The sequence below is a fragment of the Glacieibacterium arshaanense genome (assembly GCF_004681125.1).
GTDB classification, from domain to species: Bacteria; Pseudomonadota; Alphaproteobacteria; order Sphingomonadales; family Sphingomonadaceae; genus Polymorphobacter_A; species Polymorphobacter_A arshaanense.
In genome coordinates, this window is record NZ_SIHO01000001.1 from 1,251,654 (window position 1) to 1,272,318 (window position 20,665).

Annotated in this window: 21 protein-coding genes; 2 read left to right on the forward strand and 19 right to left on the reverse strand. The window is 63.0% G+C overall.

What is annotated here, in order from left to right; genetic code table 11:
• Positions 1–8 precede the first annotated feature (8 nt).
• Genes nuoI through ndhC form a run of 11 tightly spaced genes read right to left on the reverse strand, consistent with a single transcriptional unit; the run spans position 9 to position 9,359 of the window.
• Complete coding sequence (nuoI, locus tag EUV02_RS05810; protein WP_135245218.1) at positions 9–497, reverse strand: NADH-quinone oxidoreductase subunit NuoI; 489 nt, start codon at positions 495–497, stop codon at positions 9–11.
• Between the two features lie 2 nt (positions 498–499).
• Positions 500–1,591: an NADH-quinone oxidoreductase subunit NuoH gene (gene nuoH / locus EUV02_RS05815; RefSeq protein WP_135245219.1), complete on the reverse strand. Its 1,092-nt coding sequence runs from the start codon at positions 1,589–1,591 to the stop codon at positions 500–502.
• Positions 1,591–3,615: an NADH-quinone oxidoreductase subunit NuoG gene (gene nuoG / locus EUV02_RS05820; protein WP_135245220.1), complete on the reverse strand. Its 2,025-nt coding sequence runs from the start codon at positions 3,613–3,615 to the stop codon at positions 1,591–1,593. The genes nuoH and nuoG overlap by 1 nt, the downstream gene beginning before the upstream one ends.
• Positions 3,616–4,320 (reverse strand): hypothetical protein, encoded by a 705-nt coding sequence (locus EUV02_RS05825; RefSeq protein ID WP_135245221.1) that lies wholly within the window; start codon positions 4,318–4,320, stop codon positions 3,616–3,618.
• 4 nt (positions 4,321–4,324) lie between these two features.
• On the reverse strand, positions 4,325–5,629 hold the full coding sequence (gene nuoF, locus EUV02_RS05830) for an NADH-quinone oxidoreductase subunit NuoF (RefSeq protein ID WP_135245222.1): 1,305 nt from the start codon (positions 5,627–5,629) through the stop codon (positions 4,325–4,327).
• On the reverse strand, positions 5,622–6,230 hold the full coding sequence (gene nuoE / locus EUV02_RS05835) for an NADH-quinone oxidoreductase subunit NuoE (RefSeq protein ID WP_135245223.1): 609 nt from the start codon (positions 6,228–6,230) through the stop codon (positions 5,622–5,624). Before nuoE ends, nuoF begins: the two co-directional genes overlap by 8 nt.
• The gene (locus EUV02_RS05840; protein WP_135245403.1) at positions 6,230–6,532 is read right to left on the reverse strand and encodes a nuclear transport factor 2 family protein; all 303 of its coding nucleotides are present in this window, start codon (positions 6,530–6,532) and stop codon (positions 6,230–6,232) included. Before EUV02_RS05840 ends, nuoE begins: the two co-directional genes overlap by 1 nt.
• Before the next feature lie 29 nt (positions 6,533–6,561).
• A complete protein-coding gene (locus tag EUV02_RS05845; protein ID WP_207790117.1) occupies positions 6,562–7,773 on the reverse strand; it encodes an NADH-quinone oxidoreductase subunit D in 1,212 nt (403 codons plus the stop codon).
• A complete protein-coding gene (locus tag EUV02_RS05850; protein ID WP_135245225.1) occupies positions 7,766–8,410 on the reverse strand; it encodes an NADH-quinone oxidoreductase subunit C in 645 nt (214 codons plus the stop codon). Before EUV02_RS05850 ends, EUV02_RS05845 begins: the two co-directional genes overlap by 8 nt.
• Positions 8,407–8,991 (reverse strand): NuoB/complex I 20 kDa subunit family protein, encoded by a 585-nt coding sequence (locus tag EUV02_RS05855; protein ID WP_243445781.1) that lies wholly within the window; start codon positions 8,989–8,991, stop codon positions 8,407–8,409. Before EUV02_RS05855 ends, EUV02_RS05850 begins: the two co-directional genes overlap by 4 nt.
• On the reverse strand, positions 8,982–9,359 hold the full coding sequence (gene ndhC / locus EUV02_RS05860; RefSeq protein ID WP_135245226.1) for an NADH-quinone oxidoreductase subunit A: 378 nt from the start codon (positions 9,357–9,359) through the stop codon (positions 8,982–8,984). The genes EUV02_RS05855 and ndhC overlap by 10 nt, the downstream gene beginning before the upstream one ends.
• A 170-nt stretch (positions 9,360–9,529) precedes the next feature.
• On the opposite strand from ndhC, the gene ppa reads away from it, so the two are divergent.
• Together ppa and ydiK are read left to right on the forward strand one after the other, a co-directional pair.
• On the forward strand, positions 9,530–10,057 hold the full coding sequence (gene ppa / locus EUV02_RS05865; RefSeq protein WP_135245227.1) for an inorganic diphosphatase: 528 nt from the start codon (positions 9,530–9,532) through the stop codon (positions 10,055–10,057).
• A gap of 123 nt (positions 10,058–10,180) precedes the next feature.
• Complete coding sequence (gene ydiK, locus EUV02_RS05870; protein ID WP_135245228.1) at positions 10,181–11,275, forward strand: AI-2E family transporter YdiK; 1,095 nt, start codon at positions 10,181–10,183, stop codon at positions 11,273–11,275.
• On the opposite strand, the gene EUV02_RS05875 is transcribed toward ydiK, so the two are convergent.
• The 8 genes from EUV02_RS05875 to EUV02_RS05910 form a co-directional block, all read right to left on the reverse strand.
• Positions 11,272–12,105, reverse strand: coding sequence for an alpha/beta fold hydrolase (locus EUV02_RS05875; protein ID WP_243445782.1), 834 nt, complete (start codon positions 12,103–12,105; stop codon positions 11,272–11,274). The two genes, ydiK and EUV02_RS05875, sit on opposite strands and share 4 nt — an antisense overlap.
• A gap of 53 nt (positions 12,106–12,158) precedes the next feature.
• Positions 12,159–13,850, reverse strand: a complete 1,692-nt coding sequence (locus EUV02_RS05880) for an alpha/beta fold hydrolase (RefSeq protein ID WP_135245229.1) — start codon at positions 13,848–13,850, stop codon at positions 12,159–12,161.
• 432 nt (positions 13,851–14,282) lie between these two features.
• The gene (locus tag EUV02_RS05885) at positions 14,283–15,995 is read right to left on the reverse strand and encodes an amidohydrolase (RefSeq protein ID WP_135245230.1); all 1,713 of its coding nucleotides are present in this window, start codon (positions 15,993–15,995) and stop codon (positions 14,283–14,285) included.
• Between the two features lie 51 nt (positions 15,996–16,046).
• The gene (locus EUV02_RS05890; protein ID WP_135245231.1) at positions 16,047–16,844 is read right to left on the reverse strand and encodes an inositol monophosphatase family protein; all 798 of its coding nucleotides are present in this window, start codon (positions 16,842–16,844) and stop codon (positions 16,047–16,049) included.
• Positions 16,845–16,883: 39 nt separating this feature from the next.
• Complete coding sequence (gene efp / locus EUV02_RS05895; protein WP_135245232.1) at positions 16,884–17,447, reverse strand: elongation factor P; 564 nt, start codon at positions 17,445–17,447, stop codon at positions 16,884–16,886.
• A gap of 54 nt (positions 17,448–17,501) precedes the next feature.
• Positions 17,502–18,188: a thiamine phosphate synthase gene (gene thiE / locus EUV02_RS05900; protein ID WP_135245233.1), complete on the reverse strand. Its 687-nt coding sequence runs from the start codon at positions 18,186–18,188 to the stop codon at positions 17,502–17,504.
• A gap of 70 nt (positions 18,189–18,258) precedes the next feature.
• Positions 18,259–19,494, reverse strand: a complete 1,236-nt coding sequence (locus EUV02_RS05905) for an acyl-CoA dehydrogenase family protein (protein WP_135245234.1) — start codon at positions 19,492–19,494, stop codon at positions 18,259–18,261.
• A gap of 145 nt (positions 19,495–19,639) precedes the next feature.
• Positions 19,640–20,590, reverse strand: a complete 951-nt coding sequence (locus EUV02_RS05910; protein WP_135245235.1) for an aldo/keto reductase — start codon at positions 20,588–20,590, stop codon at positions 19,640–19,642.
• Between the last annotated feature and the right edge of the window lie 75 nt (positions 20,591–20,665).

The following is a 20,665-nucleotide window of genomic DNA, read 5'->3' on the forward strand; positions in this document are numbered from 1 at the left end:
GTTGCCGCTCAACGCCATGGGGCGTCCGCCGCGATATTAGCCGCGATGGCGCGTTCCCAGCGTTCGCCGTTCGCCAGCAGCTTGTCCTTGTCGTAGATCAGTTCTTCGCGCGTTTCGGTCGAAAATTCGAAGTTCGGGCCTTCGACAATGGCATCGACCGGGCAAGCTTCCTGACAGAAACCGCAATAGATGCACTTGGTCATGTCGATGTCGTAGCGCGTTGTGCGGCGGCTGCCGTCTTCACGCGGCTCGGCTTCGATGGTGATGGCTTGCGCCGGGCAAACCGCCTCGCACAGCTTGCAGGCGATGCAGCGTTCTTCACCGTTGGGATAGCGGCGTAGCGCGTGCTCGCCGCGGAAGCGCGGGGAGATCGGGCCCTTTTCGAACGGATAGTTTAGCGTCGCCTTGGGCCGGAAGAAATAGCTCAGCGTCAGCGCCATGCCGCGAATGAATTCGAGCAGCAGCAGTGATTTGCCGGCACGGAAGACTGCATTCATGGTTACGCACCCCCCGGTAGAGCGGCAAAATGCCCGGTGAAGACCAGCCAGCCACTGACCACCGCGACCCAAGCCAGCGAGAGCGGCAGGAAGACCTTCCAGCCCAGTCGCATGAGTTGGTCATAACGGTAGCGCGGGACCGTCGCCTTGACCCAGGCGAAGACGAAAAACATGAAGGCGATCTTACCGAACATCCAGAAGATGCCGGGGATCAGATACAGCGGCGCCCAGTTGATCGGCGGTAGCCAGCCCCCGAGGAACAGGATGCTGGTCAGCGCGCACATCAGCAGCACGTTGGCGTATTCGCTCAAGAAAAACAGCGCGAAGCTCATCGAAGAATATTCGACCTGATAGCCGGCAACCAGCTCGGCTTCGGCTTCGGGAAGGTCGAACGGTGGCCGGTTGGTTTCGGCGAGCGCCGAGATGAAGAACATGATCGCCATCGGGAACAGCAGCGGGTTGAAGATGTTACCGTTGAACAGCCCGAGAATGTTGCCCTTCTGGCTCAACACGATGGCGCTGAGGTTGAAGCTTTGTGCGTAGAGCACGACGCAGACGATGATGAAGCCGATCGAGACTTCGTAGCTGACCATCTGTGCGGCCGAGCGCAGGCCGCCGAGGAACGGGTATTTCGAGTTCGAGGCCCAGCCCGCCATGATGATGCCGTAGACGCCCAATGAGCTGACCGCGAACATGTAGAGCAGCCCGACGTTGAGATCGGCGAGCACGACACCATAGTCGAACGGGATGACCGCCCAAGAGATCAGCGCCAACGTCAGCATGATCATCGGCGCGATGACAAAGACGCCCTTGTTGGCGCTCGACGGGATGATGGTTTCCTTGAGGAACAGCTTGGCGGCGTCGGCGAATGACTGCAGCAGCCCCAAGGGCCCGACCATGTTGGGACCGCGGCGCATCTGCATTGCGGCCCAGATCTTGCGGTCGAAATACACCGAGAAGGCGACCGCGAGCATCACCGGCAGCGCGATGACGAGAATCAGGATGATCGTCGCGACCAGATAGCCGAAGCCGCTGCCGAAGCCGGCGCCGAACCAGCCGGCGAACAGTTCTTCGAAGAAGTGTGTGAAGCCCATTATTCGGCCGCCTGCAGAGCGGGCTCATGCCCGTTCAGGATTTGCGCGACACATTCGGCCATCGTCTCGCTGGCGCGGGCGATCGCGTTGGTCGTGTAGAAATTGGTCACAGGCAGACGGATGGCGCCGCCTTCCAGCTTGGCATCACCGCCGAAATCGCCCCACACCGAAGCGGTCAGGCCTTCGCTGCCCAGATGCGGCCATTCGGCAGCGATGCGGGCGCGCAGTGCGTCGATGTTGTCGTACGGCAAGGTCACGCCGAGCACGTCGGACAGCGCACGGTAGATGCTCCAGTCCTCGCGGGCTTCGCCGGGGGCGAACACCGCGCGGTAGCCGCGCTGGACGCGGCCTTCCATGTTGACCCAGGTGCCGGGCTTTTCGGCATAGGCGGCGGCCGGCAAGATGACATCGGCATGCGCAACGCCGTGATCGCCGTGGCTGCCTATATAGACGGTGAAGGTGTCGGCGAGCGCCTTGGTGCTGATGTCATCGGCACCGGCGAGGAACACGACTTTCAGCTTGCCGCCGTGGTTGAGGATGGCGTCGACGCCGTTCGCGGTGAAGCCGACGTCTAGCGCACCGACGCGCGCGGCAGCGGTGTGCAGCACGTTGAAACCGTTCCAGCCGTCGCGCGCCAGCTTGTACTTGGTGGCGAGCTTGAATGCGGCGGCGTGGGCGCCAGCGTGCGCCAGCGCGCCCATGCCGATGATGATCGCGGGGCGTTCGGCAGCTTTCAGTGCGTCAGCGGCTTCCTTGGGCAGCTTGTTCAGCAGCGCCAGATCATCACCGAGTGCGACGTGCGGGTAGGTCAGGTCGAGCGTCGGGCCAATCGCGAACACCTTGGCGCCGCGCTTGCGGACCGCCTTGCGCAGCCGCGTGTTGACCAGCGGCGCTTCGAGGCGCGGGTTAGTACCGACCAGCAGCACGACATCGGCAGTTTCGATGCCCGCGAGGGTCGAATTGAAAACATAACCGCCACGCACCGACGCATCGAGAGCCGCGCCGTCCTGGCGCGCTTCGTGGTTGGTCGCGCCGAGCTTGCCGAGCAGATCCTTGAGCGCAACCAGGCCTTCGAGGTCGTTGAGGTCACCGGCAATCGCGGCAATCTGGTCGGGCTTTGCCGGTGCAAGCGCGGTCTTGATCGCGGCGAACGCCTCGCCCCAGCTGGCGGGTGCGAGCTTGCCGTTCTTGCGGACATAGGGCGTGTCGAGGCGGCGTTTCATCAGGCCGTCGATGGCGAAGCGTGTCTTGTCGCTTGCCCATTCCTCGTTGACGTCATCGTTGATGCGCGGCGTGACGCGCAGCACTTGCGGGCCGCGCGCGCCGAAAACGATGTTGGTGCCGACGGCATCCATCACGTCGATGCCTTCGGTCTTCTTGAGTTCCCACGGCCGTGCCTGGAACGCATAGGGCTTCGATGTCAGCGCACCGACCGGGCACAGGTCGATGATATTGCCCGACAATTCCGACGTGATCGCGGCTTCAAGATACGAAGTTATCTGGGTGTTCTCACCGCGGCCGATCGCGCCGATTTCTTCGACGCCGGCGATTTCCTCGGCAAAGCGGACGCAGCGCGTGCAGTGGATGCAGCGCGTCATCACGGTCTTGACCAGCGGGCCCATGAACTTCTCGGTCACTGCGCGCTTGTTCTCGTGATATCGCGTGAAGCCCTTGCCGTAGGTCAGGCTCTGGTCCTGTAGATCGCATTCGCCGCCCTGGTCGCAGATCGGGCAATCGAGCGGGTGGTTGATGAGCAGGAACTCCATCACCCCTTCGCGCGCCTTTTTGACCTTGGCCGTCGTGGTCATCACCACCTGACCGTCGGCCGCGGGCATCGCGCACGACGCCACCGGCTTGGGCGACTTCTCCATCTCCACAAGGCACATGCGGCAGTTGCCGGCAATCGACAGGCGTTCATGGTAGCAAAAGCGCGGCACTTCGACGCCGGCGAGCTCGCACGCCTGCAAGACGGTCGCGCCCGCAGGCACTTCGACTTCAATGCCATCGACGGTGAGTTTCGGCATTTACTTGGCCCCTGCCGCGCTGGTGTTCGTGCCGCCGACCGACAGACGGTAGAGAACTTCGGCAACAATCTGGATCAGACCCGCTTTGTCGATCTTGGTGGTGATGTTGGATGGCAGGCACTCACCGAGCAGCGGCGCCAGACCTTTGAATGCCATGCTCTCGCTGTCGCTGCCGACAGGGCCGAGCACAAGCTTGCGGGCTTGCGCCGGTTCCTTTCGGATCAGGCACTCGCCAAGTTCGCGCATGACGATGTATTTCTTGGCATTGTCGGAAGTGTCGCCGTCAGTATCAGCCCTGAAATCAATCGGTTGAGGTTGCAGCACCGGCGCTTCCCTGGAAAAGTCGCGGAGATAGAGTGCCGCGTAAAGCGCTCCGCGCAGCCCCTCTGAATTAAACTTCAGTTCGCCTTCGGACAGACAGTTGTTGTTGGCGAGCTTCTTTTCAATGATGTCCGCCTGACTACCATATTGGTAGGCTGCCAGATACTCGATCGTCGCCGCCGGGCGATACTGGACGATGCAAGTGGCATACCGGCTCAGCATTACGCGCGCCCTAGTGGCGTCCGACATCGACTTCGCGAGCGGCGCGTCGGCGGAAGGCGCAGTCTGAATGCGCGTCCCAGTATCGGGCACGCTCGGCGGCTTTTGCGCGAGCGCGGTCGATGCCATCATCAGGCCGACGGCAAGGAGGAGGGCGCGCTTCAAGGCTTTACTCCGCCGCCACGAGTGCGCTGCCGGCAACAAAGCCCTTGCGCTTGCCGATGCGGGCTTCGATTTCGGGGCGGAAGTGGCGAATTAGGCCCTGGATCGGCCACGCCGCGGCGTCGCCCAGAGCGCAGATTGTATGGCCTTCGATTTCGGTGGTCACTTCGAGCAACAGGTCGATTTCGTGATATTCGGCCTCGCCGGTGACCAGCCGCTCCATCACGCGCCACATCCATCCGGTGCCTTCGCGGCACGGCGTGCACTGGCCGCAGCTTTCGTGTTTGTAGAAATAGCTGAGGCGGGCGATTGCGCGGATGATGTCGGTCGACTTGTCCATGACAATGACCGCGGCGGTGCCGAGCCCCGATTTGAGGTCGCGCAGCCCGTCGAAATCCATCGGCGCGTCCCAGATCTCATGCGCGGGCACCAGCGGCACCGACGAACCGCCCGGAATCACCGCGAGCAGGTTGTCGCGCCCGCCACGGATGCCGCCGCAATGCGTATCGACCAGTTCGCTAAACGGGATCGACATCGCTTCTTCGACGACGCAGGGCTTGTTCACATGGCCGCTGATCTGGAACAGCTTGGTACCAAGGTTGTTCGGGCGGCCGATACCGGCAAACCATGCCGCACCGCGGCGCAGGATGGTCGGTGCGACGGCAATCGACTCAACATTGTTGACGGTGGTTGGGTTGCCATAGAGTCCGACACCGGCCGGGAACGGCGGCTTGAGGCGCGGCTGGCCCTTCTTGCCCTCGAGGCTTTCGATCATCGCGGTTTCTTCGCCGCAGATATAGGCGCCGGCACCGCGGTGGACGAACACGTCGAAATCATAGCCCGAGCCGCAGGCGTTCTTGCCGATCAGCTTGGCCTTATAGGCCTCGGCGACGGCGGCAAACAGCACTTCGGCTTCGCGGATATATTCGCCGCGGATGTAGATATAGGCGGCGCTCGCCCGCATCGCGAAGCCGGCGACCAGCGCGCCTTCGATCAGCTTGTGCGGATCGTGGCGGATGATTTCGCGGTCCTTGCAGCTGCCGGGCTCGGACTCGTCGGCGTTGATGACGAGGTAGCTCGGGCGCTCGGCGCTCGGCGTCTTGGGCATGAACGACCATTTCATGCCGGTCGGGAACCCTGCCCCGCCACGGCCGCGCAGGCCGGATGCCTTGATCGCGTCGATGATCGCATCGGGGCCGAGCGCCAGCAGCGCCTTGGTATCGGCCCAGTCGCCGCGCTTCTTGGCGGCAGCGAGGTTCCACTGCTGGAAGCCGTAGAGGTTGGTGAAGATGCGATCCTTATCCTCAAGCACCGGCGAATTCCTTGAGCGTCGTCGGGCCGCCTTCGGGGCAGCTCGCGGTGCGGCCGATCATCGAGCCGGGCTTCGGCGTTTCGCCGCGTGCCAAGGCTTCGAGGATGGCGGTCATGCTGTCGTAGGTCAGGTCTTCGTAGTTATCATCGTTGATCTGCACCATCGGCGCGTTGGCGCAGACGCCCATGCATTCGACTTCGGTGAGTGTGAACAGGCCGTCGGGCGTGTTGGCACCTTTCGCCAAGCCCTTGTCGTAGCAGGCTTTCAGAATGTCATCAGAGCCACGCAGCATGCACGGCGTCGTCCCGCAGACCTGCACATGATAGCGGCCGACCGGCGCCAAATTGTACATCGTGTAGAAGGTCGCGACTTCATAGGCGCGAATGTACGGCATGCCGATCTGGCCGGCGACGAACTCGATCACCGGCACCGGCAACCAGGCGCTGCCGGTCTGCGCTGCCATCTGGTACTGCGCCAGCCATAGCAAAGGCATGATGGCAGAAGCCGACTTGTGCGCCGGATAGCGCGACAGGATGACCTTGGCCTGTTCGGCGTTTTCGGGCGTCCAGGCGAAGTCGGTGAATTTGGCGTCGGCGGCCATCAGCGGACAAACTCCACACGGTCGACCTTGTCCCCGACGAACGAGTAGATCGAGATCACTTCGAATGGCGCCGTTTCGGGCGACCGGAAAACTTCTTCATACAGCACGACATATTCGCCCACCGCGTAGCGCGCGTGAACGACGGCCCGGTTCTGCGGGAACTCGGCGAACATTTTCTTGAGGCCCGAGCGCACGCCTTCGCGGCCTTCGCGCAACGCAGCACCGCGGTAGCCGGCTTCGACGGCAGCGTCGGTCATCAGCGCAACATAGCCGTCGGCGTCTGCCGCGTTGTAGCGCGCCATCAGCTCGTCAACGATTTTGAGGCGGTCGGTCAACGGTCGACCTCCCCAAACACCACGTCGAGGCTGCCGAGCACGGCCGGCGCGTCGGCGAGCATATGGCCCTTCAACAGGAAATCCATTGCCTGCAAATGGCTGAAGCCGGTCGCGCGGATGTGGCAACGGTACGGCTTGTTGGTGCCGTCGCTGACCAGATAGATGCCGAATTCGCCCTTGGGGCTCTCGGTGGCGACATAGGCCTCGCCGGCGGGCACGTGGAAGCCTTCGGTGTAGAGCTTGAAATGGTGAATCAGTGCTTCCATCGAGCGCTTCATTTCGCTGCGCGACGGCGGCACGACCTTGCGGTCGAGGCTCGACACCGGGCCTTCGGGCATGTCGGCGATGCACTGGCGGATGATGCGTACGCTCTGGCGCATTTCCTCCATGCGGACCATGAAACGGTCGTAGCAGTCGCCGTGGTTGCCGACGATGACCTCGAAATCGAGCCGGTCATAGACTTCGTACGGCTGCGACTTGCGCAAATCCCACGCGACATTGCTGGCGCGCAAATTGGGCCCGCTGAATCCCCAGGCGGTGGCGTCGGCGGCGGTGATGACACCGATATCGACATTGCGCTGCTTGAAGATGCGGTTGTCGGCGACGAGGCCCTGCGTTTCGTCGAGCACCTTGAGGAACGGCACGCACCAGTCGAGAATGTCCTGCGCCAGGCCGTCGGGCATGTCCTGATGGACGCCGCCGGGACGGAAATAGGCCGCGTGCATGCGGGCGCCCGAAACGCGCTCATAAAAGCACATCAGCTTTTCGCGTTCCTCGAACAGCCACAGGATCGGCGTCATCGCGCCGACGTCCATCGCGTGTGCGCCGACGTTCATCAAGTGATTGAGGATGCGGGTGATTTCGGCAAACAGCACGCGCACATATTGGCCGCGCAACGGCACCTGGATGTTCGCCAGCTTCTCGATCGCCAGCACATAGCTGTGCTCCATCGACATCGGGCTGACGTAGTCGAGGCGGTCCATATAGGGCAGCGCCTGCAGGTAGGTCTTGTATTCGATGAGCTTTTCGGTGCCGCGGTGCAGCAGGCCGATATGCGGGTCGCAGCGTTCGATGACTTCGCCGTCGAGCTCCATCACCAGCCGCAACACGCCGTGCGCCGCGGGATGCTGCGGGCCGAAGTTGATCAGATAGTTCTGGATCTTGACGCCTTCTTCGGCGCTGACGATCTGGGGGTCGCGATCAGCCATTGGGGGTGGCCTTCTCATCACCGGGGAGCGTGTAGGTCGTGCCTTCCCAGGGGCTCAGGAAGTCGAACGACCGGAAGTCCTGCGCGAGCTTGACGGGTTCATAGACGACGCGCTTGGCTTCTTCGGAATAGCGCAGCTCGACATGGCCGGTCAGCGGGAAGTCCTTGCGGAACGGATGGCCCTGGAAACCATAGTCGGTGAGGATGCGGCGCAGGTCGGGGTTGCCCTCGAAATAGACGCCGTAGCAGTCCCAGGTCTCGCGCTCGAACCAGCCGGCGACGGGATAGAGGTCGGTGATCGACGCGACCGGCGCTTCGGCGTCGGTGGTGACCTTGACGCGGATGCGAATGTTTTTGACCATCGATAGAAGGTGGTAAACGACTTCAAAGCGCTCGACCTGCGATGGATAATCGGCGCCGCAAATGTCCATCATCTGCGTGAACTGCAGTTCGGCATCATCGCGCAACGTCTTGATCGTGGCGTGTAGATCGCCGCGCGCGACGCTGACTGTCAGGTCGGGGCCATCGTGCAGCACGAAGCCGGGACGTGCGCCGAACAGCGCAACGACGCGCGCCGTCGCCGACGCGGAATCCGACGTTTCGGGCCAGTGCGGCTTCGAGATGACCACATCGCTCATCGCTCAAACGTCCCGGTGCGGCGAATTTTGCGCTGCAGCGCCATGACGCCATAGACCAGGGCCTCGGCGGTCGGCGGGCAACCCGGGACATAGATGTCGACGGGCACGATGCGGTCGCAACCGCGCACCACCGAATAGCTGTAGTGATAATAGCCGCCGCCATTGGCGCAGCTGCCCATCGAGATGACGTAGCGCGGCTCGGCCATCTGGTCGTAGACCTTGCGCAGCGCCGGGGCCATCTTGTTGCACAGCGTGCCGGCGACGATCATCACGTCGGACTGGCGCGGGCTGGCGCGCGGCGCGAAGCCGAAGCGTTCGAGGTCGTAGCGCGGCATGTTGGCCTGCATCATCTCGACGGCGCAGCAGGCGAGGCCGAAGGTCATCCACCACAGGCTGCCGGTGCGCGCCCAGTGGAACAGCTCCTCCGACGAGGTCACGAGGAAACCCTTGTTCGAGACTTCCTGGTTGAGATCGCTGAGGAAGCCGTCGCGCAGGCCTTCGGGCACCGTCAGCGCACTGACGGGGCTGTCGCCAAGCGCGCGCGCCTGCTGCTCTTCGGTAAGGCGGCCCTCTACTCCCATTCGAGTGCGCCCTTCTTCCATTCGTAGATGAAGCCGATGGTCAGGATGCCGAGGAACACCATCATCGACGCCCAGCCGAACACGCCGGTCCAGTGCAGCGACACCGCCCAGGGGAACAGGAACGCGACTTCAAGGTCGAAGATGATGAACAGGATCGAGACGAGGTAGAAGCGCACGTCGAACTGCGCACGCGAGTCGGTGAACGCCGGGAAGCCGCTTTCATACTCGCTGAGCTTCGCCACATCGGGCTTGTCGGTGCCGATGCCCTTCGACAACAGGATCGGCAGCCCGACAAAGATGCCCGAGAACGCAATTGCCACCGCCAGAAACAGCAGGATCGGCAGATACTGATGGGCAATGGCAGGCATGGCGACGGGTTCGGCCTTTGGCGACGTTGAGTTCGCGGCGGTTCTAAGCTTGGGCGACGGCAGGCGCAAGCCTTGTGCGGTGCATCATATGACGGTTTTTTGCGGTTGTTGCTGGAGCCTTGGCGCCAGCCGCGCTATCAGCGCCCTACCCCCCAGACTGGAGACTGCACATGGACATTTCGAAGATCGCCATCGGCCGCGCACCCCCGCATGACGTCAACGTCATCATCGAAGTGCCGATGGGCGGCGAGCCGGTGAAGTACGAGATGGACAAGGAGAGCGGTGCGCTGTTCGTCGACCGCTTCCTGCACACTGCGATGTTCTATCCCGGCAACTACGGTTTCGTACCGCACACGCTGTCAGCCGACGGTGACCCGATCGACGTACTGCTGGTCGGCCAGACGCCGCTGGTGCCCGGCGCCGTGGTGCGCGTCCGTGCCATCGGCGCGCTGGTCATGGAAGACGAAGCCGGCGGCGATGAGAAACTCATCGCGGTGCCTGTCGATGCGCTGTCGCCCTATTACGCCAACGTCCGCGAAATCACCGACTTGCCGGCGACGCTGACCGAGCAAATCGCGCACTTTTTCCAGCACTACAAGGATCTCGAAAAGGGCAAGTGGGTGACCATCGGCCACTGGGTCAATTCGGCCGGCGCGATGAAGCTCATCGAGGAAGCCATGGAGCGCGCCAGGAAATAGACTCCTTGGGCGCACCTGCTTGCGGCAGCGTGTAGTGGCGCATAGTGTTGCGGTACCGGCGCTGATGCCTGATTGTCGGCGCCCAGACTGACCACAGCGCTCTGGTTGCAGGGGAACGCCGAAATGCCGCACGATCCCGATACCGAGCCGACCATCTCGCCGCGAAGCTTTCGCGACGACCTGCCGCGCGCCACCTTGGTGGTGCTGTTCATTTGCGGGCTGCTCGCCGCGGTGTTCTGGGTACTGCGGCCGTTTATTGGCCCGGCGATATGGGCGACGCTGATCGTTGTCGCCGGATGGCCGCTGATGCTGCGCCTGCAGAAATTGCTCGGTGGCCGGCGCTGGGCCGCCGTTGCGGTGATGCTGCTGGCGCTGCTGATGCTGTTCATGCTGCCGGTGATCGTCGTCGGGATGACCATCGTCCAGAACGCCAACGACATCATGGCGGCAGCCGAGCACCTGCCCGAACTGGCGACACCGACGGCGCCTGCATGGGTTGCGGGGCTGCCGGTGGTCGGCGCCAAGGCCGCGATACTGTGGGAAAAGACCATAGACGGCGGCGCCGAAGGTATCTGGGCAACGGTCGAACCTTATAGCGGCAGGGTTTCAACGTGGCTGGTCAGCCAGGTCGGTAGCGTCGGCCTGACACTGGCGCACGGCGCATTGATGCTGCTGTTGACGGCGCTGCTATTCAGCAAGGGTGAAGTCGCGGCAGCACAGGTTCAGCGCGTGTTCCGGCGGCTCGGCGGCACGCACGGCGAAACCATGTTGACGATTGCCGGGCAGGCAATCCGCGGCGTCGCGCTCGGTGTCGGGTTGACCGCGGTCATCCAGTCGACGCTCGCCGGCATCAGCCTGACCATCGCCGGCGCGCCATTCGCCGGTCTGCTGACCATGGCGATTTTCCTGTGCTACCTCGGCCAAATCGGCTCGCTGCCGGTAATGGTGCCGACGATTGCCTGGATGTACTGGAGCGGCCATTTCGGCTGGGCGACTTTCCTCGTCGTAGCCACCGCGATCATCGCCGGCCTCGACAACGTCCTGTCGCCGCTGCTCATTCGCAAGGGCGTCGACTTGCCCATCCTCGTCATCATCTCGGGGGTTATCGGCGGGCTTATTGCCTATGGCCTGATCGGCATTTTTATCGGTCCGGTGGTGCTCGCGGTCGCCTATACGCTTCTCAACGCCTGGGTCGAGGAAATGGGCGACGCGGCCTAGGCGGCGTCGCGCTCGACCTCGAGCGGCGCATCGAGGAAGGCTTCGATTCTGGGAATCGACTGGTCGGCCTCGGTCACCAGAAACAGATGCCCGCCGCCATGGACGATTTCGAGCCGCGCGCCGGGGATCAGGAACTTCAAAAAGTGCCCGTTGACCAGCGGTACTATATTGTCGTCGTCGCCCATCATGATCATTGTCGGCACCTTGAGGAACGGCAGCGCGAACGCGCTCGTCCAGCCCAGCATCGCCAGCAACTGGTAGAAATAGCCGGTCTTGGTCGGCGCCTTGATGCGCGTCGTGTGGCCGTGCGAGCCGTCGCTCGACCCGCCGTACAGCGTCGCGAAATTCTTCAGCATGAAGTCCGGATCGATATAGCGGCGCGGGTCGGCCATCTTGGTCAGCGCCGACAGTTTCCCCGGCACCATCAGCATCCCCGCCGTGGTCGCCACCAAAATCAGCCGGCCGACGCGGTTCGGGTGCTGCAGTGCATATTGCTGCGCCATCGCCCCGCCCCAGCTGACGCCCATCACATCGACCTTGTCATGGTCGTGTTCGTGCATGATGCGGTCGGCAATCGCCGCCATCATCCATGGCCGGTATGGCAGAGTCGGATTGGGCGAATTGCCGATGCCGGGCATGTCGAAGGTGATGATTTCACGGTTCGGCATGCGCGCCGCCAACGGCGCGATCAGCTCGATATTGGCGCCGATGCCGTTGAAGAACAGCAGCGGGCGTTCGGCGGGATTCTTGCCTCGCGCCGGCCATCTTGCCATGCGCACGGTGCGGCCGTGGATGGTGACCATGGTGTAGATGGGTTCGGGTGACGTCATTTGGTCGTCCTGAATAAGGGCCTCCGGCGGGCAGGGCCTTGGCCCTGCACCCCTTAGCTTAGCGCGTAGTCGCCCGGGGCTTTGCCGACGGGTTTGTGCTTTTTGTTGCCCATCGCCTTGGGGGCGGCCACCTGCCCACCCGAGCGTGCCTTGAGCCAGTTCAGCCAGTACGGCCACCAGCTTCCGGCCATTTCCTCGGCTTCCTTGAGCCAGGCCTCGGGCGTCGGCGGGTTTTCGGGGGCGCGGTAGAACTTCGCCTTGGGGTTGCCCGGCGGGTTGAGGATCGCCTGGATATGCCCCGAATGCGACAGCACAAAGTCGATGTTCTTTGACCCGAACAGCTGCGTCGAGCGGTAGCACGCCTTCCACGGCGTGATGTGGTCGGTAACGCCAGCCATGATGAACAGGTCGCAGGTCACTTTCTTGAGGTCGACCTTGTGCCCGGCGAACTCGGACTTGCCGGGGTTGGCGAATGGTTGTTCCTCATACACCCGCAGATAGTCCGAATGCAGCTGCGCGGTCAGATTGGTCGCGTCGTTGTTCCAGAACAGGATGTCGAACGCGGGCGGGTCCTCGCCGTGCAGATAGTTGTTCACGACATAGTTCCACACCAGATCATTCGGCCGCAGCCAAGCGAAGGTCCGCGCCAGCGACGCGCCCTCCAATATGCCCTTCTTCGCCGATCGCTCGCGCGCCAGCTTGAGGCCGTTGTCCGACATCAACGCGCCGGCCTCGCTATCGTTGCGTTGCGGGTAGAGTACGCAGACCATCAGCGTCGCCGAGTTGATGCGCGTGTCGCCGCGCTCGGCGAGTTTCGACAGCAAGGTCGCCATGGTGATGCCACCCGAGCAGGCGCCCGCGACATTGACCTTGGCGGCGCCGGTGACGTCGCAGACGATGCCGATCGCGTCGATAATCGCGTCGATATAGGCGTCGAGGCCCCAGGCGCGGTTTTCGATCTGCGGGTTGAGCCAGCTGATCAGGAACGGCTGGATGCCCTGATCAAGTTCATAGCGGATGATGCTCTTTTCGGGCGTCAGGTCGTTGATATAAGCCTTGTTGATCTGCGGCGGGATGATCAGCAACGGGATTTCGTGGACGGTGTCGGTGCGCGGTTCGTACTGCAGCAGCTCCATGATGTCCGAGCGGTGGATGACCGCGCCGGGCGAGGTGGCGATGTTTTCGCCGATCTTGAACGGCCGCGAGTCGACCTGGCTGACGATGCCGTCGTTGTGAACCATGTCGTTGTAGGCATTGGTCAGCCCGCGGATCAGCGAGGAGCCGCCGGTTTCGAGCGCCTTCTTCAGCGCCGAAGGGTTGCCCACCAGGCTGTTGGTCGGACTGAGCGAATCGAGGATCATCCCCGAAACGAAATTGGCGCGCGCGCGTTCGAGCTCGTCGAGTTCGAGGTCGGCGATCCAGCGGTTCACCCCGGCCTGAGCCGCGAGGTAATATTGCATGCCCATCCGGTAGAACGGATTGGCAGCCCAGGACTTGTCGAGGAAGCGCTTGTCCTTGGGGTCAGGCGCGATGTCGGACTTGTTCGTCAGAATCTTGAGCACGTCGTCGGAAAACAGCCGCATGTGCTTGAAGGTAGTCGCCGGCTTTGCCGCAGTCTCGCGCAGCATCACCGTCACCGCACCGAGCAGGTCTTCGCGTGCCAGCCCGACAATCGGATTGAGCGCAACGTTCGCATCCACACCGCTACCGTCGCTGCCGCCGAGATCGACGCCCTTTTTGGCCATTTTGACCTCCCCTGTATCGTTGTGCCGAAGCTGCCCCCGCTGCGCAGCACTGTCAACAAGTGGTGAGCGACAGTGTCAACATGCGCCGCCGGGGTGGCCAAAAAACAAGAAGCCCGGCGCTGCATGGCAACACCGGACTTCCGTGCCGCGAGAAAAACAGGGGGAATTCCGTCGCGACAGTTATGCAGATACCACCCGAATCCCGGAAATAAAATAAGTACTAATACCTAGTTTTGCGAATTAATATTTTGGAAACGTTCTATCGCGCGACATCATCCGCGCCGGACAGGAAAGGACCCGGCGCGCAGGTTGCGCAGCCGGGTCCAGTTTTGACCGCGAAGAACAGGGGGAAATCCGCGGTGATGGGCAGTTTATCCCACACCGCGTGCGCCGCCGAAATACGGTCTACTACCTAGTCGGCAGGCAGGGCGATCAGTTTACGCCGGGGCGCGTGTAGACGCTTGTCCCTGCCTTGATCGTCGCATCGATCTTGATGTCTTTGATGGTTGCCGGCGGCACTGTCAGCGGGTTCGCCGACAGGATAACAAGATCGGCATCCTTGCCGACTTCAATCGAGCCCTTGCGGTCGGCTTCGAAGTGCTGCCACGCTGGCCAAAGCGTCATCGCCTTCAATGCCACGGCCGGACTGATGCGCTGCGCGGGTCCGAGCACATAATTGGTCCGCGTCGTGCGATTGACCGCCGAATCGAAGACCCGCATCGAATTGGGGAACGTCACCGGCGCATCATGGTGGATGCTGAACATCATGCCTTCGGCCAGCACCGCGCCGGTCGGCGAGATGAATTCGGCGCGTTGAGGCCCGGCCACCGAGGTGCGATGCCAGTCACCCCAATAAAAGGTGTGCATAGGGAACAGCGCGGGGAAGATCTCGAGCTTCTTGAGTTCGGGGATCTGATCGGCGCGCAGATACTGACCGTGGACCAATATCGTCCGGCGATCCTTCCCCGGAAACTGTTGCTCGGCCGACCTGACCGTGGTGATCAGTTGGTCAATTGCCGCATCGCCGTTGGCGTGGACCAGCAGTTGCCAATTGTTTTTGAACGCCATGTCGACCCAGCCTTGTGCCTCGCCCGGCTTGGGAAACGCCGGATAGCCCGCATAATCGGGCTTTTGCCCCGCGGGCACGACGAAATACGGCTGGGTGAACCATGCGGTCTTGCCCTGAGGTGACCCATCGAACGTTAGCTTGACCCCGCCAATACGAAAATGGTCGGTGTAATTGCGGCTCATCCACGGTCCGCGCAGAATAGGATCGTCCTTGAGTGTCACCAGGTCGGCGTAGGAGACGATATCGACCTTGAGCTTGCCGGCCTTCGCCGCACCGGTCAGCATGGCCATCGCGGCGGCGTCGGTCTTGCCGTCCTGCACTGTGGTATATCCGTTAGCCATGTAGATGTTCTGCGCAGCGTCAATCATCGCCATCGCCTGTGTCGGGGTGGTCTTGGGCATGATTTTATAGGCAATCAGCGCCAGACCCGACTCCTCGAAAACCCCGTTCGGGGTGCGTCCATCGGCTTCGCGCTGGATGACCCCGCCCGACGGATTGGGCGTATCGGCAGTAATGCCCGCCATCGCAATGGCCTTGCTGTTGAACGCACCCAGATGCCCTGACTGATGGATCACCATGATCGGAATTTCGGTCGAAACCGCATCGAGTTCCTGCCGCGTCGGGGCGCGCTTTTCGGCAAGCTGCGAATCGTCATAGTCGAATCCGATGGCGAAGCCGGTCGACTTGACCATCGGCGAGGTGGCGATGAAGTCGCGCATGATGCGCTGGATATCGGCGATCGAATGCACCGGGCCGTCCGGCGGTGGCAGCAGATTGGCGGATACCGCTTGCATGCCAACACCGCTGATATGGCCGTGCGCATCGACAAAGCCGGGAATCAACGTCCGGCCCTTGAGGTCGACGATGACCGTCTTCGGGCCGTGTTCGGCGGCGTGGACGGCCTTGCGCGTTCCCACCGCAACGATCTTGCCATTCTTGACCGCCAGCGCTTCGGCCGTCGGGGCCTTGTCGTTGACGGTCAGGATGGTGCCGCCGATATAGATGGTGTCGGCATCGGCAGCGTGAACTGCGGTGGCGCCCAGCAACGCAAGCAGCAATGGCAATTTATACGTCATGGCATCTCTCCCCAGATTTGGGGTGACGCTAGCGCAGCATTTTCCGATTGACTAGCGCAATGCGCCCGCGAGCAGCTTGTGCAGCTTGCTGTGAATCTGGTCATTGCCGGCGACGATTTCGGCGCGTTCGATGGGCTTGTCGCCGCCGCGGTAGTCGGTAACGAAGCCGCCGGCCTCGCGCACCAGCAGGATGCCCGCCGCGACGTCCCACGGCTGCAGGTCAGCTTCGAAATAGCCGTCGAACCGCCCGGCAGCGAGCCATGCCAGATCGAGCGACGCCGCGCCGAAACGGCGGATGCCTGCAACTTCAGGGGCGACAGCGGCCATGATCTTGTTGAACTTTTCGCTGTCACCGTGACCGGCGAACGGAATGCCGGTGGCAATCAGTGTATCGAGCAGGTCGCGGCGCGCGCTGACGCGCAGGCGGCGGTCCTGCAGCCAGGCGCCCTTGCCCTTTTCGGCCCAGAAGCTTTCATCGGTCAGTGGTTGATAGACGAGGCCGGCGACGACTTCGCCCTGGACCTCGGCAGCAATCGAAATGGCGAAATGCGGCAGGCCGTGGATGAAGTTGCTGGTGCCGTCGAGCGGATCAACGATCCAGCGCGCCTGCTGGTCGGCATGGCGGGTCTCGGACGATTCCTCCATCAGCAGGCCCCAATCGGGGCGCGCGTGCGTCAGGATTTCGCGGATCGTCGCTTCGGCGGCGTGATCGGCGTTCGACACGAAATCGGCGACGCCCTTGCGCGACACCTGCAGCGCCTCGATCTCGTTGAAATCGCGGCGCAGGCGGGGAGCCGCCTTGCGCGCGGCCTTTTCCATGATGGTGATCAGCGCCGATTTAATGGCCATGTTGAGTCTTTCTGCGCCCCCGCTCGGGATGCGGTGGCTTTAATCGGCGCGGCGGACGTATTCGCGCGCATAGGTATCGACGACGATCTTGGTGCCGGCGGTGACGAACGGCGGCACCATGACGCGCACGCCGTTTTCGAGCGTCGCGGGCTTGTACGACGATGACGCCGTCTGGCCCTTCACCACCGCTTCGGTATCACGGATGACGGCTTCGATCTGGTCGGGCAGCTGCACCGAAATCGGCTTTTCCTCATAGGTTTCCATAACCACGTCCATGCCGTCGGTCAGGAAATCGGCAGCATCGCCAAGCAGGTCCTTGTCGAGCGTGATCTGGTCGTAGTTGAGCTTGTCCATGAAGGTCAGCGTTTCGCCTTCGGCGAACAGGAACTGGAAATCGCGCGTGTCGAGGCGGACCTTTTCGACGGTTTCGGCCGAGCGGAAACGCTCGTTGGTCTTGCGGCCGTCCATCAGGTTCTTGAGTTCGACCTGCATATAGGCGCCGCCCTTGCCGGGCTGCGTGTGCTGGATCTTGACCGCGCGCCACAGGCCACCCTGATACTCGAGGATGTTGCCCGGACGGATATCGACGCTGTTGATTTTCATGGAAACTGGCTCACCGGAAGTGCGGAAAGCGCGGCTTCTAGCGGTTTGCGGCGCTTATGCCAACACCTCTGAAAACGCCGCGACCCCTGCCCCGGGCCCGTCGGGGTGCAACCACACCGCGTTGACGCAGGCGATGAAGTCGGCGCCCGCGGCGACCAGCGGCGCGGCGTTGGCGGGCGTGATGCCGCCGATCGCCACGCACGGCAGCTGGCTGATCGTCGTCCACCAGGTCAGGATGTCGGGACGCGGGCGATAGTGCGACGGCTTGGTGGTGGTGTCGTAGAAGGCGCCGAATGCGACATAGTCGGCCCCCGCCTCGCCGGCTTCCATGGCGAGATGCCGGCTGTCGTGACAGGTCACGCCAATTTGCGCGTCGGGGCCGAGCAGCTTGCGCGCATCCTTGACCGAGCCGTCGCTCTGGCCGAGGTGGACGCCGTCGGCACCGCAGGCCTTCGCGAGATCGGCACGGTCGTTGAGGATGAAGGCGACGTCGTGCGCCTTGCAGACTTCGATGCAAGCGGCCGCGGCGGCGAGAATGGCAGCGTCATCGACGCCCTTGAGCCGCAACTGGAATGCCGCGACCGGCCCGCCAGCAAGCGCGGCTTCGAGCTTGGCCGGGAAAGCGGTGTCAAAAACCGGCGGCGACACCACATACAGCTGCGGCTTGGGACGACGCTCGCGTTCGAAGCGCGTGCCGAATTCGGGGTCGAGCGGAATCAGTTCGTCGGGTTCGTCAGTCATGCGGGCGGGTTTAGCGCAGTTTTGCGGGGCGGTGTAGGTTCATTGCAGACCCCACACCGCCGCCGCGAACTTACAGCAGGTCGCCGCCGGCGGCCGCCGCCGTGGTACCGTCGCGCTGGAACGCCTTGATGACGTTGCGGCCGACCGTCCAGCGATGGACTTCGTCGGCACCGTCGACCAGCCGCTGCGAGCGGATCTGCGTGTACCAGCGCGCCAGCGGCGTATCCATCGAATAGCCGAGCGCGCCGTGGAGCTGGATCGCGGTATCGACGACATGATGGACCATGTGCGCCAGATAGACCTTGGCGATCGAATTCTCCTGCCGCAGGTCGAGGCCCTTTTCGGCCTTGTAGGCGATGTGCAGCAGCATCAGCCGCGCGATGTAGAGCTGCGTCGCGCACTCGGCCATCATGAACTGCACTGCCTGACGATCGGCCAGCTTCTTGCCGAAGGTCTCGCGCTTGGTGATGTGCGCCGCCGCCAGATCGAGCGCGCGCTGCGCCATCGCGACGTTGTGCATGCCGTGGCGCAAGCGGCCATAGGCCAGCCGGTGCTGCCCCATGCCGAAGCCATTGCCTTCGCCGCCGAGCAGATTGTCCGCCGACACGACAAGGTTCTTGATTTCGACTTCGGCATGGCCGCCGCCGAGAATGTGCGACAGTTCGCTTTCGGCCGCCATCGTCTTGATGTCGCGGATGATGCGGTAACCGGGGTTGGGCAGTTCGACGATGAACGTCGAAAACTGCTGGTGGCGCGGCGCTTCGGGGTTGGTCTTCGCCATGATGACGACGATGTCGGCGACGCTGGCACCGCTCGAAAACCATTTTTCGCCGTTGAGGATGTAGTTCTCGTTGCCGTCCTTGACCGCGGTGGTCTGCATGCCGGTGGCATCGGCGCCGGCAGCCTTTTCGGTCATCGAATAACAGATGCGCTTTTCGCCGTTGAGCAGCGGCTTGAGGAAGCGCTCCTTCTGGTCCTCGGTGCCATAGGTCAGCAACGTCAGGATTGTGGCATCGTCGGGGGCCTGGCTGTTGACCGACAGCGCGCCGAGGAAGCTTTCGCCGAGCTCCATCTGCACCAGCGCGTTGGCGAGCGGGCCAAGGCCCATGCCGCCATGCTCGACGGGGATGAACGGGCACCACAGCCCCTGCGCGCGCGCCTTGGTGCGCAGCTTGCCCAGGATGGTCTTGTAGTCGCCGCCGGCGATGAGTTCTTTTTCGGCCGGAATGCATTCGTCATGCACCCATTGGCGCACGCGCTCGCGTACTGCCTTGGCTTCCGCCGGAACTTCGAAATCGATCGACATGAGTCTTCATCCCCAAAGAATTGCCTGTGATGCGCATGAACCCGGCTTTGCCGCCGGTTGAATCATGCGCTGGTTCAATGGGTCTATGCGCTGGTCATGCTGCCGTCCAGCGCCTTGCCCGCCAAAATTGTGCGATCTTTCCGGGTCAATCGGCACTCGCCGCGTCGAGCATCGCCATCTGCGGCGTGTCAAGCGTCAGGTGCATCGCGGCGGTCAGGTCGGCGAGCTGGTCGAGGTTGGTGGCCGAGGCAATCGGCGCGTCAATGCCAGGACGGCGCATCATCCACGCCAGCGCCACCTGTGCCGGCGTTGCGTTCAATGCTGCCGCGACAGCATCGAGCGCCGCCAGAATCGCCCGCCCGCGGTCGTTGAGGTAGCTTGCCATGCGACCGCCGCGGACGCTTTTGCCGAAGTCGGCGTCCGAACGGTACTTGCCGGTCAGGAAGCCCGACGCCAGCCCGTAATAGGGAATGACGCCAATGCTTTCGGCAACGCACAGGTCCTGTAAATCGCCCTCATAGGCGCGGCGGTCATACAGGTTGTAGAGCGGCTGCAGCGTTTCATAGCGCGGCAGTCCGCCGGCGGCGCTGGCATCGAGCGCAGCACTCAACCGCTGCGAGCTGTAGTTCGAGGCACCGATGGCGCGCACTTTGCCGGCCGCGATAAGTTCGCCGAACGCAGCGAGCGTTTCCTCAAGTGGCGTCGCCTCGTCATCCTTGTGCGCCTGATACAGGTCGATGGTGTCGATGCCGAGACGCTTCAGGCTGTCGTCGCATGCCGCGAGGATGTTAGCGCGCCCCAGCCCCGGCCGCGCCGGCCACATGCCGACCTTGGTGGTGATCAGCACCTTGGCGCGCAGCGCCGAACCGCGTGCCGCCAGCCAGGCGCCGATCGCGGTTTCGGATTCGCCGCCCTTGTGGCCCGGCACCCACGCCGAATAGACGTCGGCGGTATCGATCAGGTTCACCCCGGCATCGACGGCGGCGTCGAGCAAGCGGAACGACATCGCGTGGTCGGCGGTCCAGTCGAAGACATTGCCGCCGAGCACCAGCGGTGCGGTGGTCAGCCCCGAGCGGCCGAGCGGACGGTGGTGCATGGCAATTTCCCCAAAGCCTGATGTTGACGCCAGCATAGACCTGCCGCAAGCCACGGCAAGCGCGACAATTGGGGC